Source organism: Actinomadura sp. NPDC048032, from assembly GCF_040653175.1.
Taxonomy (GTDB): Bacteria; Actinomycetota; Actinomycetes; order Streptosporangiales; family Streptosporangiaceae; genus Spirillospora; species Spirillospora verrucosospora.
In genome coordinates this window covers 16,342-33,180 of record NZ_JBEZJP010000036.1, presented here as the reverse complement: position 1 = coordinate 33,180, position 16,839 = coordinate 16,342, and the positions used below count along the sequence as shown (strand labels likewise).

Genomic DNA, 16,839 nt, shown 5'->3' with positions numbered 1-16,839 from the left:
TCTGGAACGGCACGATGTACAACGGGCGGTCACACTCGCTGGTCGACGCCGCGACGGGATCGGGGTGGGCGGCCGTCACGGCGGCGGCCTCGTGCCTGCCGGCGCTCGCCGGCATCGGAGGGGAAGGCGCCTGGTTCGACGCCCAGGTCGCCAGGGCACGCGACGACCGCCTGTTCGTCGCCATCCCGTTCTTCGTCGCCTCGGGAACCCGCGCCGCCTGATCTCCGGCTCACCACGACCCGTCGCCGCAGTAGCCGACGCGCCTGCAAGGCGCGTGGTCCAGCGCCGCTAGTTCTTTCACAGTTCTCGAAATCGACCAGGTGGTGCCCGGCCAGCCGGAGCGAGGGGCGCCCCGCAGGCCCTGGCCCGACGGCGCGCGGCCACCGGCGACTTCACCTCCGGTTTGGTCGTCACAGTTGCCGTCACCGCCGAAAACCTGACGGTCTTCCCCAACGCACGTCCTAGGGGCGTGCGTCAAGGAAGACGCCTTCGAGGCGTAACTGCAACCGAAAGAGTCCGCCATGAACGTTGCACTCATCGTCCTTATCCTGCTGGGCTTCCTGGCAGGGGACGGCGTGAAGAAGAACGAGAAGGGCAAGAGGAACACGCGGGCCATCGCCCCGGCCGTCGCGGCCACCGCGATCTTCTGGGTCTCGGGGATCCCCTTCGTCCCGCTCGTGCTCGCCGCCCTTGCGGGAGGTGCGGCAGGTCGGATCGTGAAGAAGGACGGGTGGGTCATCCTCCTGTCCATCGGCGCGGTCATCGTCGCTCTCTCGCTGGTCTCCTGACCAGCGGGAGGACCTCTGAGGACCAGTAGTCCCATGGTCCATTCCGGTCCGTGATCACCGCGGACCGGGCGTACCGGGTGTCCCGGCGGAGAGGCTTCGCGCCTCCTGCCGGGACATTTCGTCGTTAAGCCCGGCCACCACGCTCAGCGCGGGCGTGCGCCGGGGTGTTCGGTGTACATCGCGATCGCCGGGAGACCGTCCGGCTCCGTCCTACTCGACCGAGGGAAGCGGTGGCAGCGGCAGGGGCAGCCCTGGCAGGCCGTCGATGCTGGCCGCGATGTGCTCCTTCTTCTGGAAGTAAGCGTCGAGCGACTCGTCGGTCTCGCGCGCGAAACGCGATGCGTGCAGCGGGCGGTCCTGTTCGTAGGTCATGAACGGGACGCCGTATCCGCAGGTGTCACGGATCTTCTCGGCGGTCACGACGATGATCGCTCGCAGGCCGTGCAGGGTCGGGTCGATGTCGGGGAAGTGGCCCATCAGCTCGGCCCAGCGCGCGTCGTCGCGGAAGACCGGCTCCCCGCGGCCGTGCACGCGCACGATGTTGGGCGGGCCGTCGAAGGCGCACCACATCAGGGTGATGCGGCCGTTCTCGCGCAGATGGGCGATGGTCTCGGCGTTGCTGCCGGCGAAATCGAGGTAGGCCACGGTGAGTTCGTCGAGCACGGCGAACGAGCCGTCGAGCCCCTTGGGCGAAAGGTTGACGGTTCCGTCGCCGGCCAGCGGCGCCGTCGCGGTGAAGAAGATGTGCTGCGACTCGATGAAGGTGCGCAGCCTGCCGTCTATCCGCTCATAACTCTTTCCCATGGATCGAGTATGACCGCACGGTGATCCTCCCCTTTGCCCGGCGTCGTCCCTGTCACGAGGGGACGGAGCAGCGACCGGCGCGCGTTCGGAAGTCCACCCGGCGAACATTGCTGATCTTGGTATGCCGGGGACTGTAGGGAGAAAGTGGCCCAAGCGGCCATGGACTCTCGACCAGGAAGTCCATGGCCTCGCTCGGCCATGGACTGTCCCGGCTAGGCCAGGACCAGGAGAATCAAATGAGAAGGACCAAATTGCCCACCCTTGCGGGCCCCCGGAAGGGTGCTTTCCTGATGGTGGGCTCGGTCGTGATCGTCGGGGTGGGCTTCGTGTTCACCCGGGTGCTGTCGGCCCCTCTCCAGGGGACGATGGGGATGACCGTCTTCGGCGGCGGCATCCTCGTCGCCATCGCGCTCGCACGAGACGGCGTCCAGGGGCTGGACCCGCGCAGGCTGACTCCGCGTCAGCGGAAAGGCATGCTCCAGCACGCGCTGACCAGCTCGCTGATGAAGATCGGCGGGCCCATCGCGTTCGCCCACATCGGTGCGGGCCCCTACGCCAGCATCACCGCCCTCGGAAGCCTCCTCGCGGGGCTTCCCATGACCACGTGGACGGGTCGGGCCCTTCGTGTCCCGATCTTCCTCGCCGTACTGATCTCGACCGGCGCCCTGATCGGCGTACAGAGCGTCAGCTATCTGGGGATCGGTGCCGCACTCGCCGCGGCGACGCATCCCTTCAACCTGCCGAGCCAGGCCAAACTGCTCGGCGACAAGCGCGACCAGGGTGTCGCACAGGCCAACGTCATCTGCATGCTGGTCGTCATCCCGGTGTGCTTCCCGTTGGCCGAGTACCTCGGGACTCCGGTCGGGACCTGGACATGGGGTCCCACCGAACTCGTCGCGATGCTGGGCGCGGGGCTGTTCGCAACTGCTCTCGCCGCCGTCATGCAGACGCGGGCAGGCATCTACCTGACCCGTGGCGGCATGGGGGTCTGGGCCGCGACGGCCCCGGCTCTCCAGCCGATGGTGGCCGTGGCCCTGGCGCCCGTCCTCCTCAGTCTGTTCGGCGTCGCGACGGTGATCCCGGATGCCATCCAGTGGGCGGCCTTCGGAATCGTCACCTCCACGTCCGCCATCACTGCACGCCTGGACGCGGAGGCGGCCGAGGCCGCACAGAAGGCGAAGGCACCGACAAGGCAGGAGTGATCCTGCCCTACCTGTTCTGGTGGCGCCACGACGACTCCGTCGCCGCGCCACCCGGATGACCGCAACACGAGAGCCCGGTTCCCGCCGGGCTCTCACGTTTTCGCCCCGGACCTGAAGGGCCGACGCGCGATCCCGTCCACGACTTCCCGGCCGCGGGAGCCCACGCGTTCAGGTACGTGCGGGCATGACGGGCAGCGAACGAAAGAACCCCGCCCGCAAGGGCAGTGCGTCTGCTCAGGCGGGACGGGGCTCTGGTCAGTGTCGACGAGCGGCCCCCCTTGGGGGAGGGCCGCCGACTTTACGGCCGAGAAGACCGCGACTCAGTTCTCCGGAAGGATGGCCTCGGAAGCCTCGATGGCCGCCGCCTCGGAGCCCTCTGGCGATGCCAGGACCTCCCGGTAAATCCGGTCGCTCTCGGCGAGGCGCTCCAGTCGCGCCTTCTGCTCTTCCTCACTTTCGGACATAAGCCCTCCTGGTTTGCGAATAAACCTGCGCGTTCTTGCTACAGGTCGCAGGAGACCGTCCGCGCTTGCGCGATCTCCGCACCCCTGCGGCGTGGTCCGTCGCTTCACGGAAGCGTGCAGATGGCCTCGGACGCGCTCGGAGAGCCTGTCGTAGGGGCCCAAGCGAGCGGCCCCAGAACGGGCACGGCGTAGGGGAAGGGCTCGGGCACGTAGCGGGGCCCGGTGGGCGAGGAACGAGAGCGGCCAGCGTCAGCGATTCGTCGCTGATGCTGGCCGTTGTCGCGGGGCGTGGGTGGCGGAGATCGAAGTGCCGACGCGACGTATGCTGCGCCCGTGAAGCTGCGCTTTGAGACGCGCCGGTCCGACTCGCCGTGGGTCGACACCGTCTGGACCTGCGTGAATGAGCAGGTCCAGACGATGACGTCAGTCGCGGGGGTGCGCTGGGGCCTGGTGTTCTGGGAGCAGGACGGCCGGGCGTACACGGGGATCACCGGTCCCGGGACCCGGACCGGCACGGCGCCCGTGCCAGAAGGCGCGGCCTTCACCGGCATCGAGTTCGCCGTGGGCACCTCGTTGCGGGCCGTCCCCACGTCGACGCTGGTCAACGGCGGCATCGAGCTCCCCGGCACCACGCGCCGGACGTTCCGGCTGGACGGCGGGCGCTGGGAGACGCCCGGACCCGACGACGCCGAGAACCTCGTCGGACGTCTCGTCCGGGCCGGGGTCGTGGTCCGTGACCCGCTCGTCGCCGAGGTGCTGCGGGGTCACCGCCCGGCCGTCTCGGGGCGAACGGTCGAACGCCGGTTCCGCGCCGCGACCGGGCTGACGCGGGGCGGCGTCCGGCAGATCGAACGGGCCCGCAGGGCGGCGGAGCTGCTGGCGCTCGGCGAACCGGTGGCCGACGTCGTCACCAAGCTGGGCTACTTCGACGAGTCGCACCTGGCCCGGGCGCTGCGCTCCTACGTCGGACGCACCGCCGGGCAGCTGCGCGAGGGCGCCGGCGGCGCGATCGCCCTTGACCTGGATCAGCGCTTGACGTCGTAGACGAGCTTGAGGATCCCGTTCGAGTAGCTCTCCGACTCCCGCAGCACCAGCATCTGCTTGTCGCGGTCGGCCCGGCCGAACAGGCTCTTCCCGGCACCGAGCAGCACGGGGAAGACGAGCAGGTTGTACTGGTCGACCAGACCCGCGTCCGACAGCCGCCGGGCCAGCTCCGCGCTCCCGTGGATGAAGATCGCGCCCCCTTCGCCCTCCTTGAGCGCGGCGACGTCCTCGGTCGAGCGCAGGATCGTCGTCGGGCCCCACCCGTCGACGAGGGCGTCATCGGACAGCGTGGTCGACACCACGTACTTGGGCAGTTCCTTGTAGTCGGCGTGGTCCTCCGAGCCGGGCCAGACCTGCGCGAACGCCTCGTAGCTGCGGCGGCCGAACATCAGCGCCGTCGTGTCGGCGAGCTCGTCGCCCTTCAACGACCAGGCTTCCGGGACGAACTCGAGGTCCTTGAACACCCATCCGCCGCTGCGGTGCTCCTCCCCCGGCCCGCCGCCAGGCGAGTCCACGACGCCGTCGAGCGACATGAAACCGGTGTAGACCAGGTCACGCATTGTGTTGTCTCCTCATGTTCGGATGAGTCGCTGGGGCCACGCTAGTTCGTGACCGCGGCGGCCGTCTTGGACGGAAACGACAGCGGTCTCACCTTGGGGAACAGTGTGACGCCCCGGCCCCTCCGCGAAGGTCCTGGGCGCGACGGCCACTCCAGGCTCTCTGCCCATATGAGTCCGGCGGCCCGGCGGCGAGACGTGTGTCCGGCGCCGCTCGCCCTGCGAATGATCAAGCCGCGAGTTCGCGGATCACGTCCCTCACTCCGGCGTTCCGTGGTGCTCCCTGACGGCGGCGAGGACATCACCCAACTGACCACGCGCTCGGGCGGAACGCAGGTGGTCCAGGTAATCACGGGATTCGATGATCTTTCCGTCGCGGACCCGCATGACGAAGACCGCCGGAATGACGAACGGCTGACCGGTCTCCACCACAGTCCCCTCGTACCGGAACTCGGCCACGATGACCTCGGGATCTGCGGTCTCGTGAACATTGATTCCGACCGGACGACGGCGAAGCGCATGCCCTTTGTAGGCGCCAGGTGGCACGCCGATCCCAAAGTGCGCACGCAACTCTTCAGGCGATCGCAGCGGGGGCGCCGCGAGCGGATGGAAAGGGTGCTCTACGTGAGTCTGCTCGGCGTAGAGCTCGATCACGTCCTCCCAGCGTTCTTCGCAGACGCCGTGCACCAGCCTCAGAAAGACCTCGCGCGGAGTCAGGGGGTCGGGCATGAGACTTCTCCCATCAGAGATCGCCTTCGTCGGCCGCCCGCACGTCCGCCGATGGACGAGTGTGGACAGGAGCCTCAATGTAGTTCGCCGAGGAATTATTCGTCAAGGAACTACCCGTGCCCGCTCCTTCGGCGGCCCGGCTGCCTCCGCCTCAGGCGCGCGGCCCCGAGCAATCGGCCCCGCCCCGGCGGCTCAGGAAGTGCACACTCCGCACTACCGCAGCCGGGAATTGATATTGTCAAACGGTGTCATCATTCAGCGGCTGGGCCGTTATCGACCTGAAGGACGGGCGTGACTCCGAGGAATTCGCGCTAGCGCTCGCGGCCGCCCACCAGTCGGCCGTCGACGTCGCCGCTCAAGGGTCGAGGGTTTTCGTTTTCTCCGACTTCGGCGTGACATTGTCATCGGTGGTGGGAGACCTGCTGCCGGAGTGGGGTGTGCGGGCGATCGCGGCCTCCGATTTCGACGAACACGGCGTGATCAACGAGGTTCTCGGCCCCGACGGCGCGGCCGTGCACGTCGCCTCGATCGATGAGGAGGGCGATGGCCTCCCGGACAACGACACGGTGGAGAGCCGGCGGGCTGCGGCCGCGCTGTTCGGCGCGGAGCCGTCCGCCCTCGACGAGGTGTCGGAGACCTGGAGCGACGAGGGCGGTCAACCGTCGGTGCTGGGCGTGCCTTACCTGAGGTGGTGGACGGCCCTCGGCGCCCCCTGGCCGCACCCGTTCGAGTCGACCACGATCGTCCCCCGGACGGCGTCCAGCTCCTGAACTGCGCCACCACTCAGGCGGCTGTCCTGAACTCGGACTTCACGGGCGATCCCCTTCGGGCCCGGGCCGGACGAGTTCCGCGAACGGCAACGGGCAGCATGGCTGGTCGGCGCACGTCATCAGGTCGTCGCACCCAGCATTGATCGCCTCGTGCAGAGCCGAACGGATGACCTCAAGGTCGGCCATACGCTCCTCGACCTCGATCACCTTGAGCCGCGCCCGCTCCCTCAGGCCGCCGTCGCGTCGCCCGTGCCGGTGCTGGGCCGCCTCCAGCAATTCGGCGACCTCGTCCAGGCTGAATCCGAGCCGTTGCGCGGTCTTGATCACCCGCAGGACCGTGACGGCCTCGGCGGGATAGAGCCGATGCCCGCCCAAGGTCCGCTCGGGCTCGGCCAGCAGGCCGCGCCGCTCGTAGTAGCGCAGGGTCTGCAGGTTCACCCCGGCCGCCTCGGCGACCTGGCCGGATCGCAGTCCCTCGTACTGCCCGCTCATCCCGTCCAGCCCACTGCCACGACTTCCGGCGGAGCGGTGCGCTCGGCCAAGGCCTGCATCCCGTCCAGCGTCAGCTCCGCCCCCTGTGGCGCAGTCACCTCCACCCTCAGACCAGCCCCAGTGCGCTCGAACGTGAACACCAGGAACCCGCAGCACTGCTGTTCGGCCTCGAACACTTCGCGGAGTTGCGCCTCGCGCGCCTGGTCGGCGTCGAACGTCAGGCGCAACCGCAGCGGCTCACGTTCCACACCGGTCAGTGACTCGGCGAACAGCGACTCGAACTCTGCCAGCCGATCCACCATCTTGTTCGGCGACAGTGTGCACACGATCGGCACTTCAGAATCGGGCATCCCAGCTCCCTCATCACGGTGATTGCTGCCCCGGCGGGGGCCACACCTCGACGGTAAGCCTGTATCCAGGTACAGGATGCAACCCCTATGAGGTGACTGAGCGTCGCCTGCTGGGCCCTACTTGTCGGCTGCCGCGTACACCAGTTCGAGGGTGCCGGACGGGAAGGCCGTGCTCTTCAGCAGGCGCAGGTTCGCGGGCCGCTCCAGCTCGGGGAACAGCGGAGCGCCCTTGCCGGTGGCGGCGGGCAGCACCCACAGCCGGTACTCGTCGACCACGCCGAGTTTGATCAGGGAGTGCAGGAACGCGGTGCCGCCGGCGGCGACGAGGTCCTTGCCGGGCTCGGCCTTGAGCTTGGCGATCTCTTCCGCCGTGTCACCGCCGGCGATCCGGGTCTCGGGCCAGTCGTCGGCCGACTCCAGGGTGCGGGAGAACACGACCTTGGGAATCTCGTTCATGGCCTGGGCGGAGGGGTGGTCGGAGCCGGGCCAGTATCCGGCCATGATCTCGTAGGTGGTGCGGCCCATGAGGAAGGCCCCGGCCTCCCACAGCCGGCTGACGAAGTACTTCTCCTGCTCGGGGTCGTCGATGCTCGTCATGACGTCCCTGATCCCGTTGTCCCCGTCAGCGCTCTTGCCGTCGAGTGAGATGTAGAAAGACAGAATCAACTTGCGCATCCGGTGTCTCCATGTGCTTCTTCCGCGCCGGGACGTTCTCAGCGTCCACCGCTCGGTTCGCTCGTGTTCAGTGGCCGACCATTCACACACTCAGACCGCCGGTCCCACCAGGACTCATCGCGCTCCGGGCGTGGAAACCTCTCACGCTTTCGTCCACGGCGACGACGGAGGGGTTTCCGCAGGTGAAGAAGGTGACGTTGTGAGGCTCCGCAGGCAACAACCGTCCTCTTACCCCGGCCCGCACCGCCAAAGGTCGCGCAGTGCGTCGTTGACCGTGCTGGGCTGTTGTACCTGCGGGTAATAGCCGGGCACCTTCAGGTACCGGGCGCCGATCCGGTCGGAGACGAACTCCGCGGCGGCGATCAGCGGCTCGCCCGCATACCGGCGGTAGAGCTCGGGGGCGTCCTCCCAGGTACCCGAGATCACCAGCTTGGGCCACGGCGCGGCGGCGAGCTGGTCCAGCGGGATGTCGGCGTCCCAGCAAGGCCGCTCGCGCATCGCGGCGCGCACCGCCCGGAGGCGTTCCGGCGTGGCCTCCGGCACGGGCATCCCGATGCCCTCGGTGGCCGCCCGCAGGTACTCCTCCGGGGTCATCTCCGGTGGCAGCCCCGCAGTGCTGGCGCGAGCGCGTTCCAGTGCCTCGTCCACCACCGGATGCCCGGCCGCGGGACGCAGGGTGCCGGGTTGGATCAACGTCAGCGACCGCACCAGGTCAGGTCGGCGTGCGGCGGCCAGCATCGCGCCCGCACCGCCATAGGAGTGGGCCACCAGATGGGCCCCGTCGCCGAGCAGGGCGGTGATGTCGTCCGCGTCCACCTCATAGTCGCTACCCTCGATGTCCGGGCTCGCCCCGTGACCGCGCCGATCCATCATGACCAGCTGGAACTCATCCTCCAGCGGCCGCTGATTGCCGAAGCCGTACACCTCGTCGGCGCCCCAACTGAAGATCCCGTGAACGAAGACCGCTGAGGCCGCACCATCTCCCCACACCGTCGCCTGCACGTCCGCCACGAATACCCCTCCCCGCCAGACCATACGCCGCCATTTATCTAACCGTTTAAGTCCCACGAGACGGCCAGGCCTCGGGGGCGTGACAGAGAGCTTCGCGCAGGCATGACCTCAGCCTGCGGGGGCTAGGGAGCCCGGCTTCGCGCACGATTGGTTGGCGCAACGGTGGTTGGGCGCACGGTGAGTGCTGAGAAATAACGGCCGCGAAAGCAGTCCCAACCGAGAGTCGCAGGCCTTCACACCCTCCGCGAAAGAGATCAGGGAGGCCCACGACCTCGGCATCCAGGTGTACGACTACGCGCGGCTCCGCGACCGCTTCTCGCACGCGGAGACGCTTGATTTTCTCACCCGGCCCTGACCAGGGGCAGGGCTGCGCCCCGAACCGGCCCGTCCCTCAATGGGACGGGCCGGTTTGTCGCGGTGACAATCAGCCCAGCGCTCGTCCACACGTCGCCGTCGCGTATGAAGACCGGGTCGGCGTCACCGGGGTGTCGGAGCGGATACTCGGCGGCGATCTGGTCGGCGGTGAGCCAGTGCTTTGTAGCCACCCCCCGAGCGGCCGGTTCATGACAAAGTGGCGGGTATGCCTGGCGCGCGGTACGGGATGGATGCGCCCTACGGATTCGGCTTCGTGGGCTTGGTGGTGTTGGGGTTCTGGGTGACCGGGCTGGTGATGGCGATCACCGCCGATCTGGCCGCCGCGCTGCCCGCGCTGGTCTCCGGCACGCTGCTGGCGGGGTGCCTGGCCCTGAGCCTGCACGCCACCCTGCGCGGCAAGTTCCTGGTCTGGCGGGACGTGCTGGACGAGCTGGACCTGCGTGGCGACGAACGGCTGCTCGACCTCGGCTGCGGACGCGGCGCCGTCCTGTTGGCCGCAGCCCGGCGCCTCCCGCAGGGCCGGGCGGTCGGCGTGGACCTGTGGCGCGGCCTGCACCAGTCCGGTAACACCCCGGCGGCGACCCTGCGCAACGCCCAGGCCGAGGGGCTCGCCGACCGCGTCCATGTACAAGGGGGTGACCTGCGCAAACTCCCATACGCGGAGGGAAGCTTCGACCTGGTCGTGTCCAGCCTGACGGTGCACACCATCTTCAGCGCGGACGCCCGCGCCCAAGCGATCACCGAGGCGTACCGGGTGCTGCGGCCGGGCGGCCGCCTGCTGATCGCCGACCTGGCGCGGACTCCCCGCGAGTACGCCGCGGTGCTGGCCCGGCTGAACGCCCAGGACATCCGCGTGCGCGGCCTCGGCTGGCGCGTGTGGTGGGGCAGTCCGTGGGTCCCGACCCGCCTGCTCACCGCCCGCAAACCAGCCACCCCCTGAAGGCACCGCAGCATCGTGACCTGGGGACTGTGGAGCGGTGACGGAAATCGAACCCGCCCTGTCAGCTTGGGAATGATGGCGGAACTAATGGCACGGCACCCGTGCCGGACCTGGGTTGTGGGCGTCCTCGACGGCACATACCGCACGTGTGCGCGACGCTCCGAGCGCCGCGGCTCCCAGGGGTCCAGGGGGTGGAGCAGCCCCAGGGTTTGAGGCCGTTAGGGCAGCCGTCCCGCAGGGTGTGGCAAAGATCAGGATCTCCTGCTTCAACTCGCGGCGCGGACGACGTGGAGCCGGCGGGCCACCGGGGTCGCGGTCAGGCCGTACAAGGTCACCGTTGCGACGATCACCAGGAAGGCGACGGGCAGGATCTTGGCGGCGCCGCCGATCCCCTGCGCGGCGAGTTGGACGGAGAATGTCGAGGCGGTGGCGGCTGCGACTATGCCGCGCGGGTCCATCCAGCCGATGAAGCACCACTCGCCGGTCGTCAGGTCCGTTCCACGCGTGGACAGGTAGGCCAGGAGGGGTCTGACGATCAAGACCAGGGCGGCGACCAGCCCCAGGGCTGGGAGCGCCACCTCGGCGACCGACCGTGGTGTGATCGTGGCCGAGATGGAGATGAAGAGCAGGCCGATGATCAGCTGGACGAGCATTTCGGAAACGGGCCTGTGTTCGGGGAGGTCGAAACTCCTCAGGTTGGCCACCGCCAGTCCCATGATGATCGCCGCCAGCAGACCGGCGTCGTCGCGAGCGATGTCGCAGGCGGCCGCCACGACGACCACGGCGGCGAGTTGCGCGGTGCTGGCGAGTACCTCGCCGAACCGGAGCCGTCGCATCAGCAGCCACAGCAATCCTGCCCCGATCACGCCGCCGCCCAGGCCGACTCCGATGCTGAGAAGGAACTGCAGCACGTGCTCGCCGGAGCCTAGACGGGCCCGTTGAACCACGCCGCCGAACACCACCGCGCCCAGGATGCCGCCGATCGGATCGACCAGTGAACCCTCCCACAGAAGGATTCGCCCTACCCGCTCCGCGGGCCGGACGAAGCCGAGCAGCGGGCCCACCACCGTCGGACCGGAGACGACCAGAATGGCCCCCAGCATTACCGCCGCGCCTGCCGACATACCGAGCAGCGGCACCGCGAGCAGCGCGGCGCAGGCCATCGTGAGGGGCACACCGAGCACGATCAGCCTGACCACGATGCGACGGGTATCTCCCCTGAGCTTCCGCATGTCCAGTCCCAGACCGGAGTCGTAAAGGATCAGCGCGACCGACAGTGACACCAAGGGCTCGAAGGTCGCTCCTAGCAGCCGATGGGGATCGATGTCATCGGTCAGCGCACCCGCGACGAAACCGGTCGGGAGCAGGACGATCAGAGCAGGGATGCGCAACCAGCTCGCCAAGAGCTGGGAGCCGACCGCGAGTGCGACGGTCAGCCCCAGCCCGAAAAGGATCTGATCGGTTGTCATGGCGCCCCTTGGCCTCGCGTCCACCAGCGGAGACCCTGCCCGGCCCCGCCGCGGTCGCAAATCCCGCGCTGTGGACTTGGCGATTCCTGTGCCCAGTGACCACACCAGTACCCGTGACGATCCGAAACTTGGCCGCGACTAAACGGAGTAGCGGCAGAACTTGCGCGGAGACCCCGAAACCTGGATCCGAGGTGGCGAGTCATAGTGACGACCGGCCTCAGGGCCAGCCACCGACCGCTCCCAACCGGCTGCGGTGCCGTGAACATCTCCAGCGCCGGCATCTCCCGCGTGCGCCGTTGAGCCCAGACCAAGCGCCTGCGACCCCGAAACCGCTACCCAGGCGTACTCCGTTTGAGGCCCGGACGGCGCGAGACCCTGCTTACAAGCAAGATCGGCACTGTCCAGATCGTCCTTATCCATCCCCTGACCCGGGCCGCGCTTGGTCCTCGTTCACCGATCGCTGTACGAGTCGTACGCGAGGTACTCACCGAACTCGTCCGGGAACCATGTGGGAGTCCCCCATCGCCCGCCATGTTCCAGCGAACCCTTGTACTCGATCTCCAAAACGCTGCCATGCGTATGGTCCATCATCCCGAGGCGCCGGTTCCTGCTGTAGAGGAAGAGCGAAACGCTCGTGTGAGGCTCCCCGTTGATGGGCTCCATCCCCAGCACTCCTTCCCAGCACAACTGGAAGCCTTTGCCTTGTGGGGGCGCACTACGGATAGGGCAGGAGAACGAGAACCCCTCGTCGTCCAGCAAACACTTATCCAAAGGCTCCGCAAGCGTAATCTGTTCCTGCAGAAGCGTGCTCAACTCCGTGACGAGCCGACTAATCCATCCCGGTCGGGGGTCATCTCTGCCGACCACCTGGTAAGCCTCCGATCCCCTAGTGAAGCTCATGGCACCAACTGTAGAGTTAGCCAGCCGTGGCCGGGCCGCGAGACGGGACCGCACGGAACAGGCCGCATGCCCGACGCGCCGAGGTGGGCGCCGCCAGCGACCGCGGAGCGGGCCCCTTGAAGACGTTAAGAAACTTCTCATCCGGCCCCGGCGCGCAAGGCTGAACTCAGGCTTTGGCTGACTGGACCACTAGGTTGTGCGGCTTTGGATCGTGGCGGCTGAGGGCAGGTCATGGAAGCTGGTGCTGTCAGCTTGGGTCCAAATCGGTCCCGGCCGTCAGGGCCGCTGGCCTTGCTTCCGCTCGAACCGCAGGTGACCGTGAAGCCTCTTGATCACCCTGGTTAATGGCCCGCTAATGGCCCGTCCCCGCAGCTGCTGACCTACGCGCCTCGTCCTCATCGCAACGACAGCACTCGACTCATTCGAGGGCAAGCAGGCCCGGAGCGCTGGACCGGTCACGGCCCGAGCATTGGAAGCCGCTCGGCAGCGATCATCGCTCGCCCAAGCGGCTGTCCTGGCTGCCACGCGCTACACGATGTCAGCGTTCGCGAACGGACTTGAGGTCGATGTCGAGGGCGAAGGGCTGAGTCGAGTTGATCCGGTCGTGGTGCACGCCGGTGGCGACGTATGCGCCGGTGGAGTCGTCCAGCTCATAGGTGTAGACCGCGAACGCTGGTGCGGTCTGGTCGATCTCCACGCGCCAGTAGTGCCTGATGCCGGCTCCGGCGTACAAGGCCGGTTGCATCCGCCGGTCCTTACGCTTGGTCGACGGGGATACGACCTCGGCGACGAGGGTGACCGACTCGGCAAGGATGGGACGGTCATAGGGGTCGTGCTCGGTCGAGTACACGACGATGTCAGGGGCGATCTCGACCGGTTCTACCTCGTCGTCGTCCAGGAGCACATCCACATCCGTGTCCACCTGCCACGCGTCGGGAGCAGCGTCTTCGATGCGGGTCGCCAGGCGCCGCGCGATGCGCTGGTGGATCGGGCGGGGCCGTGGGCTCACGACAAGTTCTCCGTGGATGAGGCTCACGCGTACTGGAAGGTCTTCGGGCAGCGCCTCGTAGTCCGCCCGGGTCCAGGTGTCACCGGACGGCAAGGGGAGCGTCATCGCGGGCATGGCTCCTGGTGCCTCCGGTCGGGTCGGTACGGATACTCACCCAGAGTACCTTCGGCACATCTCCCCAAGGCTTCGCCGTGGCAGCTGCCCCGGCGCCAGTCTCGGGCTTCGCCTTCGCCCAGGGGCGGGAAGGAGGCTGGCCATGAGGGGTGAGACGGTGGCGGGGACGGCCTCTGGTGCCGGTGGCCTAACTGCACGTTTAATTGCCCGGCGGCGTTCTGAGGCGAAACGATCAAGGCCCAGGGACGGGGATCATGTCCCTGGGCTGGGCCTTCTGGGTGGAGCGGGTGACGGGAATCGAATCCGCGCTGTCAGTTTGGGAATAGTCCCGACCCTGCCTCTTGGTGCCCCTGACCTGGCGTAGCGCCGTACCGCAAGTGACTGTGAGTGCCCCTCGATCACCCTGGTTAATGGCCCGCCGCCGCGGCCGCTGACCTGCGCCACGTCGCCTTGATCCGAACGGTGACGGGCTAGCCGGCGGGCTTGGCGGCCTGGACGATGGCGGCGTGTAGCCCGTCCCCAGTGTCGGCAGTGGTGGTGATGGTGATGCCGGTGAACCCGGCGGCATGCAGCTCGCGGCGGTACTCCTCGGCGGTGAGGGTGGAGGCGGCACATCCGATGCGCTGCTCTGCGGCGGCGCGCTCGTCGGGGTCGAGGCCGGGCTCGGCGATGATGTCGCTGACGCCGAATCGGCCGCCGGGACGCAGGACGCGGAAGGCTTCAGCGAGAACGCGAGCCTTGTCGGTGGCGAGGTTGATGACGCAGTTGGAGATCACCACGTCCACGCTTCCGGCTGGTAGCGGGATGTCGTCGATGTGGCCGCGCAAGAAGTGGGCGTTGTCGGCTCCGGCCTGGGCGGCGTTGGCGCGGGCGAGGGTGAGCATGTCGTCGCTGGCGTCCAGGCCGTAGGCGGTTCCGGTCGGGCCCACGCGACGGGCCGACAACAGCACGTCCAGGCCGCCGCCTGAACCGAGGTCGAGCACGGTCTCACCGGGGTTCAGCTCGGCGACGGCGAGGGGGTTGCCGCATCCCAGGCTCGCGCGTAGAGCGGCCTCGGGGACCTGGTCCTCGGCCTGGTAGGCGGCGGCGCCGAAGCAGGATTCGCCGTCCTCGTCGCTGTCGCCTCCGTCGTGCGGGGTGGCGCCGGCGAGGGCGGCTCGAGCGAGGCCCGAGTAGCGGGCAACGATCTCGTCGGTAGTGGGCGTGCCGGTGGTGTGGGCCTCGGGCATCACTCGTCTCCTTCGGGTGGGCAACTAGGCGCGGCCGGTGCGGGGCGTCCCATGACCAGGTCGGCGGCGGTGGGGAAGCACTCCACGCACGCGGTGTTGATCCGGTAGAAGCGGGAGGTGCCGTGCTGGTCGACCAGCACGAACCGGACATCGGCCAGCACCTTGAGGTGCGCGGACACCGTCGACTGCCCGACGTGGACGGCGTCGACGATTTCTCCGACGTTCATCGGCCGTCCCTGCCGGGCGAGCAGGGACACGATCTGGACGCGCGTGGGGTCGGCGAGTGCCTTGAACCATGACGCGTACTCGGTGGCGGTCGGCCGGTCGAGCGGCCCATTCCCCTCATTCATCGTTCATCGACGATAGACGATGAATTGGACGTAGGGAAGACCGGTGACCGGTGCCGGGGGCGGTCAGGCGTCGGCGGGCAGGAGTTCGGCGAGCAGGGCGCGGACGCGGGCGTCGATCTCGTCGCGGATGGGCCGGACGTTGTCGATCGGCTGGCCTGCGGGGTCGTCAAGCTGCCAGTCGAGGTAGCGCTTGCCGGGGAACACGGGGCAGACGTCGCCGCATCCCATGGTGATGACCACGTCGGCGGTCTGGACGGCTTCGCCGGTGAGGGGCTTGGGGAACTCCTTGGACAGGTCCAGGCCGAGTTCGGCCATCACCGCGCGGACGGCGGGGTTGATCTCGTCGGCAGGTGCGGACCCGGCCGAGCGGACGCGGACCCGTCCGGCGGCGTGGTGATCGAGCAGGGCGGCGGCCATCTGGGAGCGTCCGGCGTTGTGGACGCACACGAACAGCACCTCGGGCACCTCGGCGGCCTGGGTCATGGGGTCTCCTGCGGGGTGAGGCGGCGGCGCAGCGCCAGCGAGACGTAGACCAGGCCCACCAGAACGGGGACCTCGATGAGGGGGCCGACGACTCCGGCGAGGGCCTGACCGGAGGTGACACCGAACGTGGCGATCGCCACCGCAATGGCCAGCTCGAAGTTGTTGCCCGCGGCCGTGAACGCCAGCGTCGCGGTGCGGGGGTAGCCGAGACCGGCGGCGCGGCCGAGCGCGAACGCTCCGGCCCACATGACCGCGAAGTAGATCAGGAGCGGCAGCGCGATCCGGGCGACGTCCCAGGGCCGGGAGGTGATCGCGTCGCCCTGGAGGGCGAACAGGACGACGATGGTGAACAGCAGCCCGTACAGCGCGGCCGGGCCGATGCGCGGCAGGAACCGCTCCTCGTACCAGGCCCGGCCCCGCGTGCGCTCGCCGAGACGGCGCGACAGGTACCCGGCGACCAGCGGGACGCCGAGGAAGATGAGCACGCTGCGGGCGATATCCCACGCCGAGACGTCCAGTTCCGCCTGGTCCAGGCCGAGCCATCCGGGCAGGATCCGCAGGTAGAACCAGCCGAGCCCGGCGAACGCGATCACCTGGAAGACCGAGTTGAGCGCGACCAGGACAGCGGCGGCCTCCCGGTCCCCGCACGCCAGGTCGTTCCAGATGATCACCATGGCGATACAGCGGGCCAGCCCGACGATGATCAGTCCGGTGCGGTACTGCGGCAGGTCGGGCAGGAAGATCCACGCCAGGGCGAACATGACCGCCGGACCGATCACCCAGTTCGCCACCAGCGACGGGATCAACAGGCGCCGGTCTGCGGTCACGGCGCCGAGCCGGTCATAGCGGACCTTGGCCAGCACCGGGTACATCATCACCAGCAGGCCGAGCGCGATCGGCAGGGAGATCCCGTCGACCTTCACCGACTCCAGCGCATCATTCAGGCCCGGGACGGCGCGGCCGGCGAGCAGGCCGAGCGCCATGGCCGCGCCGATCCACACCGGCAGGAACCGGTCCAGCACCGACAGGCGGGCCGCTACGGCGTCCGCAGGCTGGGGGGCAGCGGGCTGCATTCCGGTGGGTG

20 protein-coding genes and 1 pseudogene are annotated in these 16,839 nt (G+C 68.5%); 6 read left to right on the top strand and 15 right to left on the bottom strand.

The features are described from left to right. Nucleotides 1-221 (top strand): annotated as a pseudogene (locus AB0C69_RS08010) (hypothetical protein); the annotation flags it as partial. 300 nt (nucleotides 222-521) lie between these two features. Further along, nucleotides 522-788, top strand: a complete 267-nt coding sequence (locus AB0C69_RS08005; protein WP_360351233.1) for a hypothetical protein — start codon at nucleotides 522-524, stop codon at nucleotides 786-788. A 210-nt stretch (nucleotides 789-998) separates the two neighbouring features. On the opposite strand, the gene AB0C69_RS08000 is transcribed toward AB0C69_RS08005, so the two are convergent. Further along, nucleotides 999-1,592 carry a pyridoxamine 5'-phosphate oxidase family protein gene (locus tag AB0C69_RS08000; protein ID WP_360351230.1) on the bottom strand — a complete coding sequence of 198 codons (594 nt, stop codon included), beginning with the start codon at nucleotides 1,590-1,592 and terminating at the stop codon, nucleotides 999-1,001. Nucleotides 1,593-1,882: 290 nt separating this feature from the next. On the opposite strand from AB0C69_RS08000, the gene AB0C69_RS07995 reads away from it, so the two are divergent. Beyond that, the gene (locus AB0C69_RS07995) at nucleotides 1,883-2,794 is read left to right on the top strand and encodes a hypothetical protein (RefSeq protein WP_360351227.1); all 912 of its coding nucleotides are present in this window, start codon (nucleotides 1,883-1,885) and stop codon (nucleotides 2,792-2,794) included. 320 nt (nucleotides 2,795-3,114) lie between these two features. Here AB0C69_RS07995 and AB0C69_RS07990 read toward each other — a convergent pair whose 3' ends face one another. Continuing rightward, complete coding sequence (locus AB0C69_RS07990; protein WP_360351224.1) at nucleotides 3,115-3,258, bottom strand: hypothetical protein; 144 nt, start codon at nucleotides 3,256-3,258, stop codon at nucleotides 3,115-3,117. A 333-nt stretch (nucleotides 3,259-3,591) separates the two neighbouring features. Here AB0C69_RS07990 and AB0C69_RS07985 point away from each other — a divergent pair, with 333 nt between their 5' ends. Then, entirely contained in the window at nucleotides 3,592-4,302 is a 711-nt protein-coding gene (locus AB0C69_RS07985) for a helix-turn-helix domain-containing protein (RefSeq protein WP_360351221.1), read from the top strand. On the opposite strand, the gene AB0C69_RS07980 is transcribed toward AB0C69_RS07985, so the two are convergent. Both AB0C69_RS07980 and AB0C69_RS07975 read right to left on the bottom strand, forming a co-directional pair. Continuing rightward, nucleotides 4,284-4,862 carry a dihydrofolate reductase family protein gene (locus AB0C69_RS07980; protein ID WP_360351218.1) on the bottom strand — a complete coding sequence of 193 codons (579 nt, stop codon included), beginning with the start codon at nucleotides 4,860-4,862 and terminating at the stop codon, nucleotides 4,284-4,286. The genes AB0C69_RS07985 and AB0C69_RS07980 overlap by 19 nt on opposite strands. Nucleotides 4,863-5,117: 255 nt before the next feature. Then, complete coding sequence (locus AB0C69_RS07975) at nucleotides 5,118-5,588, bottom strand: nuclear transport factor 2 family protein (RefSeq protein WP_360351215.1); 471 nt, start codon at nucleotides 5,586-5,588, stop codon at nucleotides 5,118-5,120. A gap of 245 nt (nucleotides 5,589-5,833) precedes the next feature. On the opposite strand from AB0C69_RS07975, the gene AB0C69_RS07970 reads away from it, so the two are divergent. Further along, nucleotides 5,834-6,358 (top strand): hypothetical protein, encoded by a 525-nt coding sequence (locus AB0C69_RS07970; protein ID WP_360351212.1) that lies wholly within the window; start codon nucleotides 5,834-5,836, stop codon nucleotides 6,356-6,358. Between the two features lie 39 nt (nucleotides 6,359-6,397). Here the strand turns inward: AB0C69_RS07970 and AB0C69_RS07965 are convergent, their stop codons facing one another. The 4 genes from AB0C69_RS07965 to AB0C69_RS07950 all read right to left on the bottom strand — a co-directional run bounded on the left by AB0C69_RS07965 (nucleotide 6,398) and on the right by AB0C69_RS07950 (nucleotide 8,886). After that, nucleotides 6,398-6,850, bottom strand: a complete 453-nt coding sequence (locus tag AB0C69_RS07965; protein WP_353831950.1) for a MerR family transcriptional regulator — start codon at nucleotides 6,848-6,850, stop codon at nucleotides 6,398-6,400. Then, nucleotides 6,847-7,200 carry a hypothetical protein gene (locus tag AB0C69_RS07960; RefSeq protein WP_360351208.1) on the bottom strand — a complete coding sequence of 118 codons (354 nt, stop codon included), beginning with the start codon at nucleotides 7,198-7,200 and terminating at the stop codon, nucleotides 6,847-6,849. The genes AB0C69_RS07965 and AB0C69_RS07960 overlap by 4 nt, the downstream gene beginning before the upstream one ends. Before the next feature lie 117 nt (nucleotides 7,201-7,317). Then, a complete protein-coding gene (locus tag AB0C69_RS07955; protein ID WP_360351205.1) occupies nucleotides 7,318-7,875 on the bottom strand; it encodes a dihydrofolate reductase family protein in 558 nt (185 codons plus the stop codon). Between the two features lie 228 nt (nucleotides 7,876-8,103). Further along, nucleotides 8,104-8,886 carry an alpha/beta hydrolase gene (locus AB0C69_RS07950; protein ID WP_360351202.1) on the bottom strand — a complete coding sequence of 261 codons (783 nt, stop codon included), beginning with the start codon at nucleotides 8,884-8,886 and terminating at the stop codon, nucleotides 8,104-8,106. A 580-nt stretch (nucleotides 8,887-9,466) separates the two neighbouring features. Between AB0C69_RS07950 and AB0C69_RS07945 the strand changes: the two genes are divergently transcribed. Next, the gene (locus tag AB0C69_RS07945) at nucleotides 9,467-10,201 is read left to right on the top strand and encodes a class I SAM-dependent methyltransferase (RefSeq protein WP_360351199.1); all 735 of its coding nucleotides are present in this window, start codon (nucleotides 9,467-9,469) and stop codon (nucleotides 10,199-10,201) included. Between the two features lie 266 nt (nucleotides 10,202-10,467). Here AB0C69_RS07945 and AB0C69_RS07940 read toward each other — a convergent pair whose 3' ends face one another. The 7 genes from AB0C69_RS07940 to arsB form a co-directional block, all read right to left on the bottom strand. Beyond that, nucleotides 10,468-11,670 carry a cation:proton antiporter gene (locus tag AB0C69_RS07940; protein WP_360351196.1) on the bottom strand — a complete coding sequence of 401 codons (1,203 nt, stop codon included), beginning with the start codon at nucleotides 11,668-11,670 and terminating at the stop codon, nucleotides 10,468-10,470. 450 nt (nucleotides 11,671-12,120) lie between these two features. Next, on the bottom strand, nucleotides 12,121-12,570 hold the full coding sequence (locus AB0C69_RS07935) for a hypothetical protein (RefSeq protein ID WP_360351193.1): 450 nt from the start codon (nucleotides 12,568-12,570) through the stop codon (nucleotides 12,121-12,123). Between the two features lie 538 nt (nucleotides 12,571-13,108). Next, a complete protein-coding gene (locus tag AB0C69_RS07930; RefSeq protein ID WP_360351190.1) occupies nucleotides 13,109-13,693 on the bottom strand; it encodes a Uma2 family endonuclease in 585 nt (194 codons plus the stop codon). Between the two features lie 470 nt (nucleotides 13,694-14,163). After that, on the bottom strand, nucleotides 14,164-14,922 hold the full coding sequence (locus tag AB0C69_RS07925) for a methyltransferase domain-containing protein (RefSeq protein ID WP_360351187.1): 759 nt from the start codon (nucleotides 14,920-14,922) through the stop codon (nucleotides 14,164-14,166). Further along, complete coding sequence (locus AB0C69_RS07920; RefSeq protein WP_360351184.1) at nucleotides 14,922-15,272, bottom strand: metalloregulator ArsR/SmtB family transcription factor; 351 nt, start codon at nucleotides 15,270-15,272, stop codon at nucleotides 14,922-14,924. The genes AB0C69_RS07925 and AB0C69_RS07920 overlap by 1 nt, the downstream gene beginning before the upstream one ends. A 63-nt stretch (nucleotides 15,273-15,335) precedes the next feature. Then, the gene (locus tag AB0C69_RS07915) at nucleotides 15,336-15,755 is read right to left on the bottom strand and encodes an arsenate reductase ArsC (protein ID WP_353831941.1); all 420 of its coding nucleotides are present in this window, start codon (nucleotides 15,753-15,755) and stop codon (nucleotides 15,336-15,338) included. Next, nucleotides 15,752-16,828, bottom strand: a complete 1,077-nt coding sequence (gene arsB / locus AB0C69_RS07910; protein ID WP_360351236.1) for an ACR3 family arsenite efflux transporter — start codon at nucleotides 16,826-16,828, stop codon at nucleotides 15,752-15,754. The genes AB0C69_RS07915 and arsB overlap by 4 nt, the downstream gene beginning before the upstream one ends. Nucleotides 16,829-16,839 lie beyond the last annotated feature (11 nt).